Below are 18,823 nucleotides of genomic sequence, written 5' to 3'. Positions count from 1 at the left end.
GTGAGGGCAGTAATCGTCGCGGCCGCGGTCGCCTTTCTCATCTCGCTGTTCGGCACCCCGATCGCGATCAAGGTCTTCTCGGCGCTCAAGGCCGGACAGCCGATCCGCAGCATCGGCCCCGCCACCCACATGGGCAAGCGGGGCACCCCCACGATGGGCGGCGTGGCATTCATCATCGCCACCGTCTTCGCGTACGTGGCCGGGCACCTGGCGCTGACCACCCTGCCGGACCGGCAGATCGCGCAGGAGAAACCGACCATGACCGCCCTGGTCCTGCTCGGTCTGTTCGTGTTCTGTGGCGCCGTCGGCTTCCTGGACGACTTCCTGAAGGTGCGGAAGAAGAACTCGGACGGCCTCAGCGCCAAGGGCAAGCTCCTCGGCCAGTTGCTGATCGGCACCGCCTTCGGCATCGCCGCGCTCAACTTCCCGAGCACCAACGGCCAGACCGTGGTCAGCGAGAACATCTCCTTCATCCGGGACGTGGACTGGCTGAACGTCGGCAAGGTCGGCTCGGTCATGGTCTTCGTCTTCGTGATCATGGCGATGTCCAACGGCGTGAACCTCACCGACGGCCTCGACGGCCTCGCCACCGGCGCGTCCATCCTGGTCCTCGGCGCGTACTCGCTGATCGGCTTCTGGCAGTACCGGCACTGGTGCGGCGACGACGACTACGTCGGCGAGGCCGGCTCGCTGACCGCGCAGCACTGCTACCAGGTCCGCGACCCCCTCGAGATCGCGATGATCGCCGCCGCGGCCGCCGCGGCATGTGTCGGCTTCCTCTGGTGGAACACCAACCCGGCCCGGATCTTCATGGGCGACACCGGCGCGCTCGCGCTCGGCGGCCTGATCGGCGGCCTCGCCGTCGCCACCCGCACCACGCTGCTCTCGGTCATCATCGGCGGCCTGTTCGTCATCATCACGATGTCCGTGGTCATCCAGATCATCTCGTTCAAGACCACCGGCAAGCGCGTGTTCCGGATGTCGCCGTTGCAGCACCACTTCGAGCTGGCGGGCTGGAGCGAGGTCAACATCGTGGTCCGCTTCTGGATCATCGCCGGCATCTGCGCGGCCATCGGCCTCGGCCTGTTCTACAGCGAACACCTGGCGGTCATGGGCTAGACGACCCGATAACCGGAATCCACCTCGTACGAGGCCTTGGTCTTCCTACGCTGACCAGGTGATTCCACGGGTTGTACTCGTCTCGATCGGCACCTCCGCGGGGATGCTGGCACTCGCCGGCACCACCGCGGCGCTGGCCGGCTCCCAGCCTTCGCAGGTCCGGGTGGCCGCCGCCCCGGTCGTGATCAAGGTCTGCGTCAAGTCGAAGACCGGCGAGATGCGCCTGGTCTCCGCCGACACCAAGAAATGCCGTAAGGGCGAGGTTCTGCGCTGGTGGAACCAGGCCGGCCCACCGGGCGCCGCCGGTGCAGCCGGAGCCGCGGGTGCCGTCGGCTCCGACGGCGAACCGGGGCCCGCCGGGCCGGCCGGTTCACCAGGGCCCGCCGGACCAGCCGGCTCCGTGGGGCCCGCCGGTTCCCGTGGCCCCAACGGCTCCGCCGGGCCTGCCGGCTCGGTAGGGCCCGCCGGATCCCGTGGCCCCAACGGCTCCGCGGGGCCTGTCGGCTCCGCCGGCCCGATGGGTTCCCGTGGCCCAGCCGGATCCACCGGCCCGTCCGGCCCACCCGGCCCCTCCGGCGTTCCCGGTCCCAGCGGTCCAGCCGGTCCCGCCGGTTCTGTCGGCCCCGCCGGTTCCGCGGGCCCCGTGGGATCTCCTGGGCCTGCCGGCCCCAGCGGCCCCGCAGGCCCGACCGGTCCGGCTGGACCCTCGGGCCCGGTCGGCCCCTCCGGTCCCGGAATCACCGTGACCTTCCAGCCGACCGCGCTGCCGTCCGGCCAGGCGGCCTTCACGCTGCCCTGCTCCACCGGCACCGCGCTGAACGGTGGCTATGTCCTCGACACCGCCGACGACGGGATGTTCCCTTACAAGAGCTTCCCGGACAACTCCCGGGGATGGGTCCTCGAGTTCTCCGCCGCCCTGACCATGCCGGCGTCGGCGTGGGCCATCTGCGTGCGGTGACGTGTCTTCGCGGGTGACACCTGCCGGTCCAGGCCGGCCGAACCGTTACGGCGGCCGCCCCCCTTGGAAAACCTCGATCCCGGGTACGGGCGGCCGTTCCGTTCCTGGGCTGGCCCCGACTGCGAGTGACGTCTCCCGTAGCTCCGAAGCCAGGCCCCGTCGGCCCCACGGAGATCCCGGTCCCACCGGACGGCAGGGTTCCGTCGGCGACCCGGCCCCCGGCGACCCGGCCCCCGGCGGGCCGGTCGGCGCTCCCGGACCGGCCGGGGCTCCCGGGCCCATTCAAGTTCAGTGCCGCGCCGACCGATATCACCACACAGGTGTTCGTGGTCTGTGGCGGTCTCGACGACAGGGTGATCGGCAGGGCCTGAATTGCGGATTCCCAGCCGGAATAGAGGGGTTCGTTCCTAGGCTGAGGTCGACTGAGGGTGATCTCGCCGCAGTCTCAAGACTCGCGAAGGATTGATCTCCGATGATCTCACGTTCTCTGCTCGCCTCGGCCGGGGTGACGGCGGCGGTGTTCGCGGTGGCCGGAGTGGCCACCGCGGCGGCGGGCGCCGTCGGCTCCTCACCGGAACCGAATGTCGCCCCCAGCCCGACTCCGGATGTGGTCGCGGCCGCCGCGGACCCGGAAGTCATCAAAGTGTGCGTGCTGGCCAAGGGCGGCACCGTGCGCTGGGTGCTGCCCAGCACGACCACCTGCCGCACCGGCGAGGTCCTGCGCTGGTGGAACGTCGCCGGCGAGAAGGGCGACGACGGTGCGGAAGGCGCTGCCGGAGCTCTCGGTGCGGCGGGCCCCGCCGGCCCGGTGGGTGCGCCCGGCCCCGCCGGTGCCGTCGGTCTCATGGGACCGCCCGGCCCTGCTGGTCCGGCTGGTGCCACCGGTCCTTCCGGCCCTGTCGGGCCCTCCGGTCCCATCGGGCCTTCCGGTTCCGTCGGTCCTTCCGGCTCGCCGGGACCTTCAGGTTCTGCCGGAGTCGGACCGACGGTGACGACCGAAAGCGTGGTCCTGACTTCCAGTAACTACACGCCAGTGCCGCTCGCGAACGTTGAGGTCAACTGCACCAACTCGAATGCCTACGCGATCGGCGGTATCTACACCCGGGACGGTGGCGAGACCGCGACGGTGACGAGCGTCGGAAGAGATTCCACGTTCCGCTATCGGTGGCTGTTCGACGTTCCCAACGTCCCGACGGCGGGGGACATCACCCTGACGGTCTTCTGCGCCCTGTACCCGTAGTCGTAGCGGCGACGGGGGAAGCCTCAGCCGGTGGACGGGAGACCGTCCGCCGGCTGCTTGGTGTCGCACGTGACAAAGGTCGGCGCGACACGCCATCGATGGTGTGCGTCGTGGTGTGAGGGGGCGGCGATGATGGGGGGATGGCGGACGACCGATCGCAAGCGGACCGCCCGTCGCTGAGCCGGCAGATGCTGCCCGCTGTGCACGGGATGCTGGCCCGGCCCCTGTCGTCTTACTACCTGCTGATCGCCAGTTGTGCCCTGTTGCTGCTGATCGGGCTCACCATGGTCTTCTCGGCGACCTCGGTGAAGGCGTTCGCGGAGAACGGTAACGCGTTCACCGAGATCAGCAGTCAGTCCGTCTACGCGCTGCTCGGTCTGGTGGCGTTCTGGATCTGCCAGCGGCTGCCGGCCACCACCCTGCGGGTGCTGGGCCGGGCGCTGTTGGGGGCGGCCCTGCTGCTGCTGACGTTGCTCGCCGCCCTGACCGCCCTGAAGTCCGCCGGTGTGGTGGAGCGGATCGGGCCGGTCCGGGCGAACCTGAACTGGCTCTACTTCGGCCCGGTCAGCATGCAGCCGGGTGAGCTGGCCAAGCTGGGCATGGTGCTGTGGGGTGCCGACGTGATCGCCCGCAAGGGGCCGGAGCTGGGGCACTGGCGGGAGCTGGCGATGCCGCTGTTCCCGGTGATCGGCCTGCTGTTCGTGCTGGTCGGCTACAACGACCTGGGCACCATGCTGGTGCTGCTGGCGCTGATCGTCGGCCTGCTCTGGACGGCGGGCGTGCGGCTGAAGGTGTTCGGGGCGCTCGGGGTGCTCGGCCTGGCCGGGGTGGGGCTGCTGATCGCGGCTGCCTCCCGGGGCGCCGGGTCCGGCACGTCCGGCGAGGAGAACTACCGGTGGAAGCGGCTCACCGCGTTCCTGCAGCCGCTGGAGGACTGCGACACGACCAGCGCGGCGGGGCAGTACTGCTATCAACTCGTACAGGGCCGGTCGGCGATCTTCGAAGGGGGTTGGTTCGGGGTCGGTCTCGGCAAGAGCGCGCTCAAGTGGGGCTGGGTGCCGGAGGCCGGTAACGACTTCATCTTCGCGATCGTGGCCGAGGAACTGGGCGTGATGGGCTGCACCGTGGTGCTGGCGCTGCTGTCGGTGCTGGCGTACACCGGGTTCCGGATCGCCCGCCGGTCGGTCGACCCGTTCCGGCGCCTGGCGGCCACCGCGATCACCACCTGGCTGGTGGCGCAGGCCGTGATCAACATGGGTGGTGTGGTGAAGCTGCTGCCCATCACCGGCCTGCCGTTGCCGTTCATCTCCGCCGGTGGCACCGCCCTGGTGGTGACGATGGCGGCGATCGGGATGCTCGCCTCGTTCGCCCGCGCCGAGCCGGACGCGGCCCGGGCCCTGAACGCCCGTCCGACCCCTCGATGGGTACGACTAGTGTGGGCCCCGCTGCCGCCGGTCCCCCCGCCTCGGCGGCCGGGTACATCGCGCCCTTCCCCCCAGAAGAAGGCGCCCGCTGGATCCGGGGGCGGAAGGAGACGGTGACCATGGCGCCGTCGTTGCGGTCGATCGTTCTCGCTGGTGGAGGTACCGGTGGGCACATCTACCCACTGCTGGCCTTCGCCGATGCCTTGAGGCGTCACTTCCCGGACATCCGGATCACCACCCTGGGCAGTCCCAAGGGCATGGAGAACCAGCTGATCCCGGCGGCCGGCTACGACCTGCGGGTCATCCCGGCGTTCCAGCTGCCCCGATCGATCAACCTCGATCTTTTCCGTACGCCGGACCGGATGATCAAGTCCGCCGCCGCGGCCGGTGAGATCATCGACGAGGTGCAGGCCGAGGTGGTGGTGGGCTTCGGTGGGTACGTGTCGGTCCCGGCCTACCTGGCCGCCTGGCGCCGCGAGCTGCCGATCGTGATCCACGAGGTGAACGTGCCGCCGGGTGTGGCGAACCGGATGGGCATGAAGTTCACCAAGCGCCTGGCCGTCGGGTTCCCGCACCAGCTGGAGCAGGCCGAGTCGCTGCGCAACGCCCGCCTGGTCGGGGTGCCGCTGCGGACCGGGATCACCCGGATGGACCGCCCGGCGCTGCGCCCGCAGGCGCTCTACCACTTCGGGCTGCGGCCGGACCTGCCGGTGCTGTTCGTCTCCGGCGGCTCGTCCGGCGCCCGCACCATCAACCTGGCGGTGGCCGCGGCGGCGAAACGGCTCGCCCACGCCGGGATCCAGGTGCTGCACGTGCAGGGTGGGCGCAACGACCCGTTCGACGTGCCGAACGACCTGCCGGTGCCCTATGTCGTGGTGCCCTACCTGTCGGACATGCAGCTCGGCTACGCTGCCGCCGACCTGATGCTGTGCCGGGGCGGCGCGATCACGGTGGCCGAGACGACCGCACTCGGCATGCCGGCGGTCTACGTGCCCTATCCGTTCAGCAACCAGGAGCAGCGGCGTAACGCGCTGCCGGTGGTGGAGTCCGGTGGTGGCCTGCTGGTGGACAACAGCGAGCTGACGCCGGAGTGGATCGAGACCAACATCATCCCGCTGGCCCGGGACCGGCAGCGGCTCGCCGCGATGGGCGAGGCCGCCTCCGGGTACGGCCGGCGGGACGGTGACGAGCAGTTGTTGCGCTTCGTACTGGAAGCCGTGAACTGAAGTACCGGAAGTCGTGAACTGAGGAACGGGAAACCGTGACATGGACGGGAAACCGTGGGATGAGCCTGGAAGCCGTGAACTGATGAGCGTTACCGAGGGAGTGGACCTGTGAACACGGCGGAGCTGACGCCGGCCGGTGAGATGACCGCCGAGGACCTGGGCAGTGTGCACCTGATCGGGATCGGCGGGGTCGGCATGGCCGGCCTGGCCCGGCTCCTGCTCACCCGGGGTGTGCCGACCTCCGGCAGCGAGCTGCGGGAGTGGCCCGCGCTGGCCGCGCTGCGCGCCCTCGGTGGCACGGTGCACATGGCCCACGAGGCGTCCAACCTCGACGGTGTCGACACGGTCGTCTATTCGACGGCGATTCCGAAGGATCACGTGGAGATGGTCGAGGCGCGCCGGCGCGGGCTGCGGGTGCTGCACCGCTCCGAGGCTCTCGCGGCGACGATGACCGGCCGGCAGACCATCGCGGTGGCCGGCACCCACGGCAAGACCACCACGACGTCGATCATGACGGTGATCCTGCAGCACGCCGGGCAGGATCCGTCCTTCGTGATCGGTGGCGAGATGTCGGCCGCCGGGTCCAACGGGCACCACGGCACCGGGCCGCACTTCGTGGCCGAGGCCGACGAGCACGACCGGTCGTTCCTGATCTACCGGCCGCATGTCGCGATCATCACCAACGTCGAGGGTGACCACCTCAACAACTGGGGTGACCTGGAGACGCTGAAGGCCGGGTTCCTGGAGTTCGGCACGCTGGCCGACGGCTTCGTGGTGACCTGCGCCGACGGTCCGGGCACCGAGGAGCTGATCGCCGGGCTCAAAGCCGCGGGACGCACCGTCTACACGTACGGCGAAAGCGAAGGGTCTGATCTCCGGATCTTCGATGTGACCTCGTCGACCAGCGGCGTGCGGTACTCCGCGGAGCTGAACGGCGAGCCGCTGGGCGAGTTCAAGCTGGCGCTGCCCGGCACCCACATGGGCCTGAACAGCGCGGCCACCGTGCTGACCGCGCTGAAGCTGGGCATCGAGCTGCCGAAGATCACCGAGGCGCTGGAGTCGTTCCCGGGGGTGCGCCGCCGGTTCGAGCGCAAGGGCATCGCGGCGGGGGTGCGGGTCTACGACGAGTACGCCTACCACCCGACCTCGGTGAAGGCCGCGCTGCGCACGCTGCGCGAGGTGGCCGGCGACGGCCGTCTGCTGGTGGTCTTCCAGCCGTACCGGGTGTACCGCACCCGGGACCTGCAGGCCGAGCTGGCCGACGGTCTCGCGGTCGCCGACGAGGTGATCTGCATGGAGGTGTTCGGGCCGGGCGAGACCCGCGGGCCGGGCGAGGGTGGCCGGGCGCTGACCGCGGCGATCGAGCTGCCCGCCGAGCGCAAGGTCTTCGTCCCGGACTGGGAGGACGTGCCGGCCGAGGTGGTCCGGCGCAGCCGTCCCGGTGACGTGGTGGTGACCATGGGCGCCCCGCCGATCTCGCTGATGGGTGACGAACTGCTGGCCGCGCTCGCCGAGGCGGACCACCAGCCGGATCTGGGCCGGTAACCGGCGATGGCGGGCGGCGGCACGCGTAACTGGCGGCTGGTGCGGGCCGACACCGACGCGGTGCCGCCGTCGGCCCGGCGTTTCATGGCCCGGGCCCGGCAGCGCCGGCTGCGTGCCGCGTTGCCCTGGCTGATCGGCGCCGGTGTGGCGCTGGCCGTCGGCGGGCTGACCTGGCTGGTCTACGGGACCTCGGTGCTCGGTGTCCGCGACGTGCGGGTGGTCGGCGCCGAGATCCTGACCGCGGACCAGATCCGGGCCGCCGCCGCGGTGCAGCCCGACCTGCCGCTGGCGCGGGTGGATCTGGACGAGGTGGGCGCGCGGGTGCGTGGCCTGCCGGCCGTGGATCACGTGGTGGTGGACCGCAGCTGGCCGTCCGCCGTGGTGATCGAGGTGGTGGAGCGCACACCGGTGGCGGCGGTGCCGGCCGGCGAGCAGTTCCAGCTCATCGACGACGAGGGTGTGCCGTTCCGGGTGGTGGCGGCGCTGCCGGCCGGCCTGCCGCTGGCCCGCCTGGACAACCCGGGCAGCGCGGACGCGAACACCACGTCGGCGCTGACCGTTCTCACCGCGCTCAGCGACGATCTGCGCGAGCAGCTGGTGGCGATCTCGGTGGACAAGGCGGTCGACATCCGGCTGGAGCTCCGCAAGGGCCGGGTGGTGGTCTGGGGCGACGACACCAACAGCGATCGCAAGAGTCAGGTCGCCACCGCGCTGCTCCGGCAGAAGGGTGACGAGATCGATGTGAGCGCCCCGGCGGTAGTGACCATTCGCTAACTATCCGATTAAACGGACAAAACATCGTGAACGGATCAAAAGGTATGAGGTTACGGGTGAGTCGGATACTCACCTCGTTAGCGGACGCGACACGCCGCTCCGGGTCTTTGGCTCAGGGGGCAATGCCGCATACGTTGCCTCGAGAGGTTCGAATGGTTGACATAACTGTGAACCTCTAGTAGAGGGTGAGGGTTTCCTCGCCCTCCCTTGTAGGACAGTGGATGTCGAAAGTGCGGTTCCCAGGACCGCAGGGGCCGTCGACATCCGCCAACCCCGGAAGGGAAGGCTGAGCCCGATGACACCTCCGCACAACTATCTCGCGGTCATCAAGGTCGTCGGCATCGGCGGTGGCGGCGTGAACGCCGTCAACCGCATGATCGAAGTTGGGCTCAAAGGCGTCGAGTTCATCGCGATCAACACCGATGCCCAGGCTCTGTTGATGAGCGACGCCGACGTCAAACTGGACGTCGGCCGGGAACTCACCCGTGGGCTGGGCGCAGGCGCCCAGCCCGAGGTCGGCAAGAACGCCGCCGAGGACCACCGGGACGAGATCGAGGAGGTCCTCAAGGGGGCCGACATGGTCTTCGTGACGTGTGGTGAGGGCGGTGGCACCGGTACCGGTGGCGCGCCCGTGGTCGCCAACATCGCCCGCAAGCTGGGCGCGCTGACCATCGGCGTGGTGACGCGACCCTTCAACTTCGAGGGCAAGCGGCGCCAGGTGCAGGCCGAGGCCGGCATCGACGAACTGCGCAACCAGTGCGACACCCTGATCGTGATCCCGAACGACCGGCTGCTCGCCCTCGGCGACCGCGGCATCAGCATGATGGACGCGTTCCGCCAGGCCGACCAGGTGCTGCTCTCCGGCGTCCAGGGCATCACCGATCTGATCACCACGCCGGGTCTGATCAACCTGGACTTCGCCGACGTGAAGAGCGTCATGAGCAACGCCGGCAGCGCCCTGATGGGCATCGGCAGCGCCCGTGGCGACAACCGCGCGGTCGAGGCCGCCGAGAAGGCGATCTCCAGCCCGCTGCTGGAGCAGAGCATGGACGGCGCCCGCGGTGTCCTGCTCTCCATCGCCGGTGGATCCGATCTCGGTCTCTTCGAGATCAACGACGCCGCACAGCTGGTGACCGATGCGGCCCACCCGGACGCGAACATCATCTTCGGTGCGGTCATCGACGACGCCCTCGGTGACGAGGTGCGGGTCACGGTGATCGCGGCGGGCTTCGACGGGGGTTCGCCCTCCTACAAGCCGGCCGAGACGGTGCGCACCAAGGTGCCGTCGCCGTCCACCGGGGGCGCCTCGCTGCCGCCGGTGCCGCCGCCGGTCACCCCGCCGCCGGTGACGACCACGCCGCCGCCCCGGACCCGGGTGCTCTTCGACGACGTGGACGTGCCGGACTTCCTGAAGAACGGCTCCTGACGCGCCACGCACGCGCGACCCCTCGTACCCCTCAAGAAGGTTGAACCTTGACCGACAACGGACGGCGAGCCGAACTCGCCTCCTCTCTCGACCGGGTGCGGGATCGCATCGCGCGTGCGTGCACGGCGGCCGGACGGCCACCGGACGCGGTCACCCTGACCGCGGTGACCAAGACCTACCCGGCGAGCGACGTCCTGTTGCTCGCCGGGCTCGGTGTGACCGACGTCGCCGAGAACCGTGACCAGGAGGCGTCCGTCAAGGCGGACGCCGTGCGGGCCGAGGGGGTTCGGCTGCGCTGGCACTTCGTCGGGCAACTGCAACGCAACAAGGCCAGATCGGTTGCCGCGTACGCGGATGTCGTCGAGTCGGTGGACTCGGTGCGCCTGGCCGAGGCGCTGGGCCGGGCCGCCGCCGCCCGCGAGAACCCGATCGAGGTGCTCCTCCAGGTGAGTCTGGACGGTGATCCGGCACGCGGGGGTGTGTTCGGAGATGATCTCTGGCGGGTATCCGACGCGGTGACCTCATCGGAGGGTCTGCGCCTGGGCGGGCTGATGGCCGTCGCCCCACTCGGTGAGGACCCCCGTCAGGCGTTCGCCCGATTGGAGGTCCTGGCTGGTCAGATGGCCTCCCGGCACCCCGGCGCGAGCACCGTCTCGGCGGGCATGAGCGGGGACCTGGAGGCCGCTGTGGAGCGCGGGGCGACACACGTACGGATCGGTACATCTTTACTCGGGATGCGAAACTCGCTGCGGTAGCCTTGCGGCGGGCAGCAAACTACACAGGTGTTGTTTAACGCGACGCGCCTTGCGGGCAAACCGCATCGGCGGCCGGCGCGTCCGACGACGCAGCGTCGCGCGGGTCGAGGGTCCGAAACGGATCCTGGTTACCGGCTCGTAAGGGGGGACGCGGCACGCCAGGGGGCGCGGGCCGTACAGCGGACGGAGGGTGGGGGCATGGACTCTCGGCAGGAGTGTGATGGCATCAGCGACCGGAGGGAGCTCATGCCATCCGCAGTTCGTGCTTCCGACTCTCATGAGGGGGAGAAAGCATGAGCGGCGGCGCGTTTCGCAAGGCGGGCGTCTGGCTCGGCCTCGTCGAGGAGGACGACGACCGCGGGTACGACGACCGTGGTTACCGGGAGAGTTCCTACCGTTCGCGGGAGCGTGACCGGGATCGCGACCGGGACCGCGATCGGGACCGGGACCGGGACCGCTACTCCACCGACCGTTACGCCGACGAGTTCAGCGACGAGGAGGAAGAGGAGGAGCGCGCCGTTCCGCGGGCACGTGCCGAGCGCCGTGACCGGGACCGCCTCTCCACCGCCCGGGGGGATCTCGACCGGGACCACCGTGACCGGGATGACAGCGAGCGCCTCGATCGGGCGAGCGTCCGCTCCATCACCCGGCCCACGGCGGCGGCCGAGCAGTCCAACGCCCTGACCTACCCCACCCGGGACAACGTGGCCCTCAAGCCGGAGCCGGTGCGCCCGCAACCGGTCGTCCACCAGCGGCCGGCCGAGGACGAGCAGCGGTATCAGATCACCACGCTGCACCCGACCACGTACCGCGAGGCGCGCACGATCGGCGAGCACTTCCGGGACGGCGTTCCGGTGATCATCAATCTCACCGAGATGGACGAGTCGGACGCCCGGCGCCTGGTCGACTTCGCTGCCGGGCTGGCCTTCGGTCTGAGGGGTACGATCGAGCGCGTCACCAATCGGGTCTTCCTGCTCTCCCCGGCGAACGTCCAGGTCACCGCGGAGGACAAGGCCAAGATCGCTGAAGGTGGCTTCTTCACCCAGGGCTGACCGGGCTCTGGGCCGCCTTCGACCGTGATTGACCCGAACGAGGGATCCACCTGACGTGCTGTCGATCGTGTTACAGATCCTCTACATATTGCTGTACCTCTTCACCATCGTGCTGCTCACCAGGTTCGTGCTGAGTGCGGTGCTCCAGTACGGACGGCGATGGCAGCCCGGCCGGGGCGCTTCGGCCGCCCTCGAGGCCGTGTGGAGCGTCACGGATCCACCCCTCAGGGCGTTGAGGCGTGTGATCCCACCGCTGCGCATTGGTAACGTGAGTTTGGACCTGGCTTCCATCGTGCTGCTGGTTATCCTGTTCGTGCTCACGGACTTGGTACTTGCAAGACTGATCCTGCAGCAATAGCGCTAGACAGCAGCCCCAACCGCGGCCGCGACTGACCCGAGGAGTTTCGATGCCGCTGACCCCGGCCGACGTTCATAACGTCGCCTTCAAGAAGCCCCCGATCGGCAAGCGGGGGTATGACGAGGAGGAGGTCGACGCTTTCCTGGACGAGGTGGAGCGCGAACTCGCCCGTCTGATCGAGGAGAACAACGAGCTGCGCGCCCAGGTGGAACGCGGCGGCCGCGGCGGTGCTCCCGCCGGGCCCGGCGCCGACCCCCGCCTGGCAGCCGAGCTCAACGACCTGAAAGCCCAGCTGGACCGAGTCCAGCGGGACAAGACCGCGGCTGAGCAGGCCGCCCGCCAGATGCAGGCCGAGCTGGAGCAGGTTCGCGCGCAGGGCCCCGGCCCCGGTGCGGGCCCCGCCGGTGCGGACGGCGAGCAGCAGGCCCTGCGGGTCCTGATGATGGCCCAGCGCACCGCCGACGACCACGTCGCCGACGCCCGGCGCGAGGCCGACAAGCTCCTCTCCGACGCCCGCTCCAAGGCGGAGGAGGTCACCCGGGAGGCCCGGGCCAAGGCGGACGCTCTCGAGCGCGACGCCCGTCAGCGTCACCAGGAGGCCATGGGCGGCCTGGACGCGAAGCGGACCGCGCTGCAGAAGCACATCGAGGAGCTGAAGCAGTTCGAGCGGGAGTACCGCACGCGGCTGAAGGCCTACCTGGAGAGCCAGCTGCGCGACCTGGACGGTCGTGGTCAGGGCCTCGAGGCCGAGCTGACGCGGGCCGACTCCAGCCGGGCGGTGGGCGGCTCCGGCGGTCTCGCCGCGGCCGGTCTGGCCGGCTCCTACAGCGGCGGCCGCACCCCCTCCATCGAATCGGGTCGCTGACCGCAGCCCCCGCACCGCGACGAGGATGAGCCATGATCGTTGCCACTTTTCTGCTCATCCCCGTCGCGGTTCTGTTTCTCGCGCTGGGCCTGGTCAACGGGTCGAGCAGCCTTCTCATAACCGCGATCGTGGTCAGCCTGCTGGCCGCGGTCGCTCTTGTCATCGGCACCCGGCAGGCCGCGGCCCGGCGGCAGAACGATCCCGGCCGTCGTGCTCCCGAGGTCGACGAGCCGGTCGCCTTCGCCGAAGATTCTGCCTCCGCCCCGACGGCGCCCGCAGGCGAATCCGGCAGGTGGGCGGAGCCCTCCGAGGACGAGGTGGCCGAGGCCCGATCGGCCGGTGCGCGGGACGCCACCACCCGTTCGGGTGACCGTCCGGGGGCCTCTGTCCCGGCCGGCGCAGACTATGCCGATTCTGACTCTCACTCCGATACCGTGCGACCGCCGGTGCCGCCCCGGTCCGACGAGGACGAGCAGGCCTGGCGGCCCGCCGCCGCCACGTCCGCCGCGCCCACGGCCGCCGCGGAGCCGGCCGACGAGTTCGCCGAGCCGGACGACGACGATCCCGACGACGAGCCGCTGCCGCAGTCGGTGCGGCCGGCCGACGCGGTGCTGGTCGCCCGGTTCGACACCGAGGTCCTGGTGGTCGACGGGCGCCCGCGCTACCACATGGCCGACTGCCCGCACCTGGTCGGCCGGCTGACCGAGCCGCTGCCGGCGAACGAGGCGGTCGAGCTCGGGTTCAGCCCGTGCGGACTGTGCCGGCCGGTGGACCGTCTGGTCGCCGCCGTGGCCCAGCAGCGTTGAGCGCGGCGGTGAGTGGCGTCTCGGTGCCGGTCCGGGTGCGTCCGGGCGCCGGCCGGACCAGGGTCGGCGGCCGCTACGAGGGCCCGCACGGCCCCGCGCTGATCATCGCGGTGGGTGCGCCCGCGGTCGACGGCAAAGCGACCGAGGCGGTCCGTAAGGCCCTCGCGGCGGCCCTGGAGATCCGTCCCCGCGAGGTCGCCCTGCGGCTCGGGGCGACCAACCGGGACAAGGTCTTCACGGTGACCGCTCCGGCTCAGGATTGGCAGGATCGGCTCACCACCCTCCGCGACAGCGCCGGGTGACTATACGGTCACCGCGGGTTCATCCAGGTGGTTTGTGGATTTATGCCACCCGCCCCGCTCGGCTCCGGTTGTCGGTGCACGTCACCTTCCGTATCCTTGCCACCCTCACCGGGTGCGCGGCCGTTTTCCAGCCGCGCCGTTTTCGCAGGTGGGGGAAGATCGACGGCGGCCCGGCGATGCCGGGTCGAGATCACCGAGACCAGGGGACACGGCGGCCGGCCGGTTCCGCAGACCGCCGATCGCCGCGCCCCGCGCGGCCCAAGGGAGCGACGATGGCCAAGGCAACCGACATCCGGCCCGCAACGACGGATCGCGACCGCAGCGAGGCGGAGACCGATGAGATCCGCCGGGCTCTGGTCGCGCGGCTCGGCGAACTGCAGGCCGAGTACGATCAGGCGCTCAGTGAGATCACCGAACTGCAGCGCGAGCGGGTCATCGACTCGGCCGGGGACGACCAGGCCGACACCGGGACCAAGACGCTCGAGCGGGAGCAGGAGATCACGCTGGCCAACAACCTGCTCGAGCGGATCAACCAGGTCGAACACGCGATCGACCGGCTCGGTTCGGGCAATTACGGTTGGTGTGAGCGGTGCGGCAACCAGATCCCCGTCGAGCGGCTGGCTGCGTTCCCCTCCGCCACCCTCTGTGTCAAGTGCAAGCAGTTGGAGGAGAGACGCTGAACGCCGAAGAGAAGGCCACCCCGGGGTTCGCACCCCGCGCGGTGGCCGTCCTGGCCGCGACCGTGGTGGTCGCCGTGGCGGTCGACCAGTGGACCAAGCACCTCTCCACCGAGAACCTGGTGCCCGGTGAGCCGGTCCGGATCCTCGGTGGGCTGGTCTACCTGTCGCTGCTGCGCAACAGCGGAGCCGCGTTCAGTCTCGGCAGCGACTACACCTGGATCTTCCCGCTGATCACGTTCGTGGTGGTGGGGGTGATCGGCTGGATGACCCTGCGGCTGCGGTCGGTGCCGTGGGGGCTGTCGCTCGGCCTGGTGCTGGGCGGCGCGATCGGCAACCTGATCGACCGGCTGTTCCGGGCGCCGGGCCCGCTGCACGGGCACGTGGTCGACATGATCAGCGTGTTCGGGCCGTACGGGGAGAAGTTTGCGGTGTTCAACATCGCCGACAGCTGCCTCACCGTCGGTGTCGTGCTGGCCGTGGTGCTGGAGTTGACCGGCCGCCAGCGGGACGGCACCCGGTTGACCAAGGAGAAACCAGTCGAGAAGAGCACCTCGGAGGAGACGGCGTGAGTGGGCAGCGGTCCCTTCCAGTTCCGGACGGACTTGACGGCATGCGGCTGGACCAGGCGGTGTCACGCCTGTTCGGGTTGTCCCGCACGGCCGCGGCCACCCTGGTCGAGTCCGGCGACGCGATGGTCGACGGCGTGACCCGCCTCAAGTCGGAGAAGGTCACGGCCGGCTCCTGGCTGGAGGTGACCCTGCCGTCGCCGGTCGCCCCGCCCACGGTGGTGGCCGAGCCGGTGCACGGCATGGGCGTCATCTACAGCGACGACGACATCGTGGTGGTGGACAAGCCGGTCGGCGTGGCCGCGCATCCGAGCCCCGGCTGGACCGGCCCGACGGTGATCGGCGGGCTGGCCGCGATGGGGCAGAACGTGGCGACCAGCGGCGCGGCCGAGCGCCAGGGTGTGGTGCACCGGCTCGACGTCGGCACCACCGGGCTCATGGTGGTGGCCAAGAGCGAGGTGGCGTACACGTTCCTGAAGCGGGCCTTCAAGGAGCGTGAGGTCGAGAAGCGGTACCACGCCGTGGTCCAGGGGCACCTGGACCCGCTGCGCGGCACCATCGACGCGCCGATCGACAGGCACCCGACCGCGGACTGGAAGTTCGCGGTGATGAACAGCGGCAAGCCGAGTGTCACGCACTACGACACGATCGAGGCGTTCCGGTCGGCCAGCCTGGTGGACGTGCACCTGGAGACCGGGCGGACGCACCAGATCCGGGTGCACATGTCGGCGATGCGGCACCCGTGCGTGGGTGACACCGCGTACGGCGCGGACCCGACCCTGGCCACCCGGCTCAAGCTGGGCCGGCAGTGGCTGCACGCCCGCGAGCTGGCCTTCCAGCACCCGCGGACACACGATGAGGTCCGGTTCGTCAGCGAATACCCTGACGACCTGGCACACGCGCTGGACGTCCTCCAGGACGCCGGCTGACCGTCGGGAGACACCCGTGGGCCCCGCGCACCGTATGCGGGCAGTCCTCGTCCGGTTCGGGGGCGGCTCGCTCCGGTTGCAGATCATGACCGGAGCGGCGCTGGCCGCTACCGTGGCGCTGGTCCTGATCATCTTCTGGGCCGACCGGGATCTCCCGATAGGTGAGGAGACGGGCGATGTGCTCCGGGTGGGTGTCGTGGAGGGCCAGTCGGTCGACGGCTACCTGCACTCCTCGGAGCAGGAGCTGTCCCGGCTGGCCGATCCGTCCGGCCCGACCGCGGGCGAGACCTGGGCGCTGGTGACCTTCCGGGGGTACGCGGTGGCCGACCGGCTGCCCGGACTGCTGGCCGGCAGCCAGGTGGCCCAGGTCTACACCCGGGTGCCGATGGCGACCACCCGGACCGCGGTGACCCGGATCGCGGTCTACCAGCTGCCGGGTGACGTGACCGCGGGGATGCTCGCGGCGGCCCGGGACCGGGACCGGGAACAGGCCGACTATCTGCGGCTGAGCGCCGAACTGACCGGCGGCGGGCGCAACGAGGCCCGGCTGCGGGCGGCGTACGACAGCGCGGCGCGGGTGGCCGGCGCGGAGGCCGCCGCCTACCGGGCCGGCTGCGAGTGCGTCTTCGCCGCGGTGGTCCGCGCCACCCCCGACGTGCTGGACGGGATCTCCGCCCGGCCCTGGGTGCGGGTGGTGGACCCGGCCCCGGAGGTACGGCAGCTGGACCGGACCGAGTTCCGGCCACCGCTCCCGGAGGACGTGGATGTGGTGCCACCGGACCCGTCGCCGTTACCATCGTCGATCGAGGACGATGTGACATCTGCCTCACCCGATAATTCAGGCGTGCCGTCTCCGGCTGCCGTACTCCCGTCCGGGGCCCGCGTTGCCGTACCCTCTGCTGCGGACACGAACCCTGCTCACGAGGGCTCGAATGTGTCTCCGGCAGCATCCGGTGGCGGCTCCGGCCGTTGATTTCTCCGTCCGCGCCGATGACCGGCCGGGTGCACGTGCAGGGCCGGGGTGCCGCCATGTGATCAAGAACGACCGGAGGATGGGCGCCGCGCAGGTGGCCCGAATAGGGTTCTCATCCGTAGCCTGTCAGGGGCGAGCGAGACTTTCGCCGTGAAAGACATCGGGTAGGCGCAGAAAGGACGAGCCGTGGACGGGACCGAGACCGGCTGGGGCCGGCCTGCGGAACCAGCCCCGCGCTGGCGGGCGCTGCTCGACCGGGCCCGGCATGGTGGCCGCAGCGAGGAGCCCGACGAGGCTCAGAAACCGGCGGAGACACCCTCTCAGCAACAACAGCAGCAGCAGTGGGGTCAGCAGCAGGGCAGTCGTGGCTCGGCCCAGGTGGGCCGCCCGGTCAACCCGCTCGACCCCCGCCAGGCCGCTCCGCAGGGTGGCGGTTTCGGCGGCCAGTCCCGGTCCGAGCAGCAGCGCTCGGTGCCGCAGCGCCCGATCAACCCGCTCGACCCGCGCTGGCAGAACCGCGCCGAGCCGGAGCAGCAGTCGCACAGCTTCTTCGACCCGCAGCCGCCGCCGGCCCGTCAGCCCGCCCCGCAGCACCAGCAGCCGGCCCATCAGCAGCAGCCGGCACCGCATCAGCAGCCGCCTCAGCCGCACCAGCAGCCGCCCGCGCCGCAGCAGCCCCCCGCCGGGCAGTACGGCGCCTCCGCCTACCCGCGGGCGCCCGTTCAGTACCCGCCGAACGGATACCAGCAGCCGCCCGCCAACGGCTATGCGCCGCCGGCGCCCCCGGCCTACCCGCCGCAGCCCTCGGCGTACCCGGTCGCTCCGGTGTCGCCGCAGGCGCCGCCCCCGCCGCTGCCCACCCGGGCTCCGGCCCCGCCGCCGCCCGCTCCGGCGGCGCAGCCCGCCCCGCTCTCGCCGTCCACCACCGGCGCCCGCATCGAGTGGCGGCAGAGCCGGGCCGAGGACGGCATGGACCGGGCCGTCGCGATCATGCGGCGCAAGCTGGGCAAGCCCCGGGTGCTGGCGTTCGCCAACCCCAAGGGTGGCGTGCACAAGACCACCGCCACGGTGCTGGCCGCCGCGACGATCGGCAGCGTCCGTGGCCGCGGTGTGCTCGCCTGGGACGACAACGAGCTGCGCGGCACCCTCGGCCTGCGGGCCGGCAGCGCCCGCCACGCCCGGACGATCAAGCACCTGCTGGCCGATCTGATGCGGATCGAGAGCCTGCACGGCGACGCGCTGCTGCAGGAGCTGGACGCCTACCTGCGGCACGCCTCGGACGGGTCGTACGACGTGCTGGCCGGTGAGGAGAACCCGCGGTTCGCCCAGCGGCTGGACCAGGGCACCGTCCGCCGGGTGATGGACCTGCTGCGCCGGACCCACGACGTGATCTGCGTCGACACCGGCAACAACGTGGAGAGCGTGAACTGGCAGACCGTGATGCGGTCGGCCGACCAGCTGGTGATCACCACGGTGCCCCGGGAGGACGCCGCCTTCACCGCCGACTGGATGCTCGACGTGCTGGAGGAGGGCGGGCAGGGTGACATGGTCGCCAACGCCGTGACGCTCATCTCCTGCCCGTCGCCGGGTCACCTGCCGTTGCTGGAGGACTTCAAGCGGCACTTCGCGACCCGGACCAGGGCGGTTGCCGTGGTGCCGTACGACCCGGCGCTCGAAGTGGGCTCCTCGATCGAGTACGGCGACCTCCAGCAGGAGACCCGGCAGGCCTGGCTCCGCGCGGCATCGGTGATGTTGGAGCCCTTCGCGGAGTAAGTTCGTCGGGCTGGACGGGAACTGCGCCGTCGGCAAAAGCGGAAGAGGGGGT

General features: G+C 70.7%; 19 protein-coding genes. All 19 read left to right on the top strand.

The window, feature by feature from the left end; genetic code table 11:
- The gene (gene mraY / locus Aco03nite_RS06260) at positions 1 to 1,119 is read left to right on the top strand and encodes a phospho-N-acetylmuramoyl-pentapeptide-transferase (RefSeq protein WP_203793800.1); all 1,119 of its coding nucleotides are present in this window, start codon (positions 1 to 3) and stop codon (positions 1,117 to 1,119) included.
- 742 nt (positions 1,120 to 1,861) lie between these two features.
- Complete coding sequence (locus tag Aco03nite_RS52705; protein ID WP_239144949.1) at positions 1,862 to 2,077, top strand: hypothetical protein; 216 nt, start codon at positions 1,862 to 1,864, stop codon at positions 2,075 to 2,077.
- Positions 2,078 to 2,582: 505 nt separating this feature from the next.
- Complete coding sequence (locus Aco03nite_RS06250) at positions 2,583 to 3,317, top strand: hypothetical protein (protein ID WP_239144948.1); 735 nt, start codon at positions 2,583 to 2,585, stop codon at positions 3,315 to 3,317.
- Between the two features lie 140 nt (positions 3,318 to 3,457).
- Positions 3,458 to 4,858 carry an FtsW/RodA/SpoVE family cell cycle protein gene (locus Aco03nite_RS06245; protein WP_203793797.1) on the top strand — a complete coding sequence of 467 codons (1,401 nt, stop codon included), beginning with the start codon at positions 3,458 to 3,460 and terminating at the stop codon, positions 4,856 to 4,858.
- Positions 4,859 to 4,860: 2 nt separating this feature from the next.
- Positions 4,861 to 5,967: an undecaprenyldiphospho-muramoylpentapeptide beta-N-acetylglucosaminyltransferase gene (murG, locus tag Aco03nite_RS06240; protein WP_203793796.1), complete on the top strand. Its 1,107-nt coding sequence runs from the start codon at positions 4,861 to 4,863 to the stop codon at positions 5,965 to 5,967.
- Between the two features lie 108 nt (positions 5,968 to 6,075).
- A complete protein-coding gene (murC, locus tag Aco03nite_RS06235) occupies positions 6,076 to 7,512 on the top strand; it encodes a UDP-N-acetylmuramate--L-alanine ligase (protein WP_203793795.1) in 1,437 nt (478 codons plus the stop codon).
- Between the two features lie 6 nt (positions 7,513 to 7,518).
- Positions 7,519 to 8,286 carry a cell division protein FtsQ/DivIB gene (locus Aco03nite_RS06230; protein WP_203793794.1) on the top strand — a complete coding sequence of 256 codons (768 nt, stop codon included), beginning with the start codon at positions 7,519 to 7,521 and terminating at the stop codon, positions 8,284 to 8,286.
- 295 nt (positions 8,287 to 8,581) lie between these two features.
- Complete coding sequence (gene ftsZ, locus Aco03nite_RS06225) at positions 8,582 to 9,712, top strand: cell division protein FtsZ (protein WP_203793793.1); 1,131 nt, start codon at positions 8,582 to 8,584, stop codon at positions 9,710 to 9,712.
- A gap of 47 nt (positions 9,713 to 9,759) precedes the next feature.
- Positions 9,760 to 10,467: a YggS family pyridoxal phosphate-dependent enzyme gene (locus Aco03nite_RS06220; RefSeq protein ID WP_203793792.1), complete on the top strand. Its 708-nt coding sequence runs from the start codon at positions 9,760 to 9,762 to the stop codon at positions 10,465 to 10,467.
- Between the two features lie 293 nt (positions 10,468 to 10,760).
- Positions 10,761 to 11,519, top strand: a complete 759-nt coding sequence (locus Aco03nite_RS06215) for a cell division protein SepF (protein WP_203793791.1) — start codon at positions 10,761 to 10,763, stop codon at positions 11,517 to 11,519.
- Between the two features lie 55 nt (positions 11,520 to 11,574).
- Positions 11,575 to 11,877, top strand: a complete 303-nt coding sequence (locus tag Aco03nite_RS06210; RefSeq protein WP_203793790.1) for a YggT family protein — start codon at positions 11,575 to 11,577, stop codon at positions 11,875 to 11,877.
- Between the two features lie 49 nt (positions 11,878 to 11,926).
- Positions 11,927 to 12,742, top strand: coding sequence for a DivIVA domain-containing protein (locus tag Aco03nite_RS06205; RefSeq protein ID WP_203793789.1), 816 nt, complete (start codon positions 11,927 to 11,929; stop codon positions 12,740 to 12,742).
- 32 nt (positions 12,743 to 12,774) lie between these two features.
- Positions 12,775 to 13,548 carry a hypothetical protein gene (locus Aco03nite_RS06200; RefSeq protein WP_203793788.1) on the top strand — a complete coding sequence of 258 codons (774 nt, stop codon included), beginning with the start codon at positions 12,775 to 12,777 and terminating at the stop codon, positions 13,546 to 13,548.
- A gap of 8 nt (positions 13,549 to 13,556) precedes the next feature.
- Positions 13,557 to 13,850, top strand: coding sequence for a DUF167 domain-containing protein (locus tag Aco03nite_RS06195; protein ID WP_239144947.1), 294 nt, complete (start codon positions 13,557 to 13,559; stop codon positions 13,848 to 13,850).
- A gap of 272 nt (positions 13,851 to 14,122) precedes the next feature.
- Positions 14,123 to 14,530, top strand: coding sequence for a TraR/DksA family transcriptional regulator (locus tag Aco03nite_RS06190; RefSeq protein WP_203793786.1), 408 nt, complete (start codon positions 14,123 to 14,125; stop codon positions 14,528 to 14,530).
- Positions 14,527 to 15,099: a signal peptidase II gene (lspA, locus tag Aco03nite_RS06185; protein ID WP_239144960.1), complete on the top strand. Its 573-nt coding sequence runs from the start codon at positions 14,527 to 14,529 to the stop codon at positions 15,097 to 15,099. Before Aco03nite_RS06190 ends, lspA begins: the two co-directional genes overlap by 4 nt.
- A 41-nt stretch (positions 15,100 to 15,140) precedes the next feature.
- Positions 15,141 to 16,025 carry an RluA family pseudouridine synthase gene (locus tag Aco03nite_RS06180; protein WP_203793877.1) on the top strand — a complete coding sequence of 295 codons (885 nt, stop codon included), beginning with the start codon at positions 15,141 to 15,143 and terminating at the stop codon, positions 16,023 to 16,025.
- Between the two features lie 34 nt (positions 16,026 to 16,059).
- The gene (locus tag Aco03nite_RS06175) at positions 16,060 to 16,998 is read left to right on the top strand and encodes a hypothetical protein (RefSeq protein ID WP_239144946.1); all 939 of its coding nucleotides are present in this window, start codon (positions 16,060 to 16,062) and stop codon (positions 16,996 to 16,998) included.
- 186 nt (positions 16,999 to 17,184) lie between these two features.
- Positions 17,185 to 18,771 (top strand): MinD/ParA family ATP-binding protein, encoded by a 1,587-nt coding sequence (locus Aco03nite_RS06170; protein WP_203793783.1) that lies wholly within the window; start codon positions 17,185 to 17,187, stop codon positions 18,769 to 18,771.
- The last annotated feature ends 52 nt before the right edge of the window (positions 18,772 to 18,823 follow it).

The organism is Actinoplanes couchii, assembly GCF_016862075.1.
Taxonomy (GTDB): domain Bacteria; phylum Actinomycetota; class Actinomycetes; order Mycobacteriales; family Micromonosporaceae; genus Actinoplanes; species Actinoplanes couchii.
The sequence above is the reverse complement of the archived record's forward strand: the minus strand, read 5'-3'. Positions and strand labels throughout refer to the sequence as shown.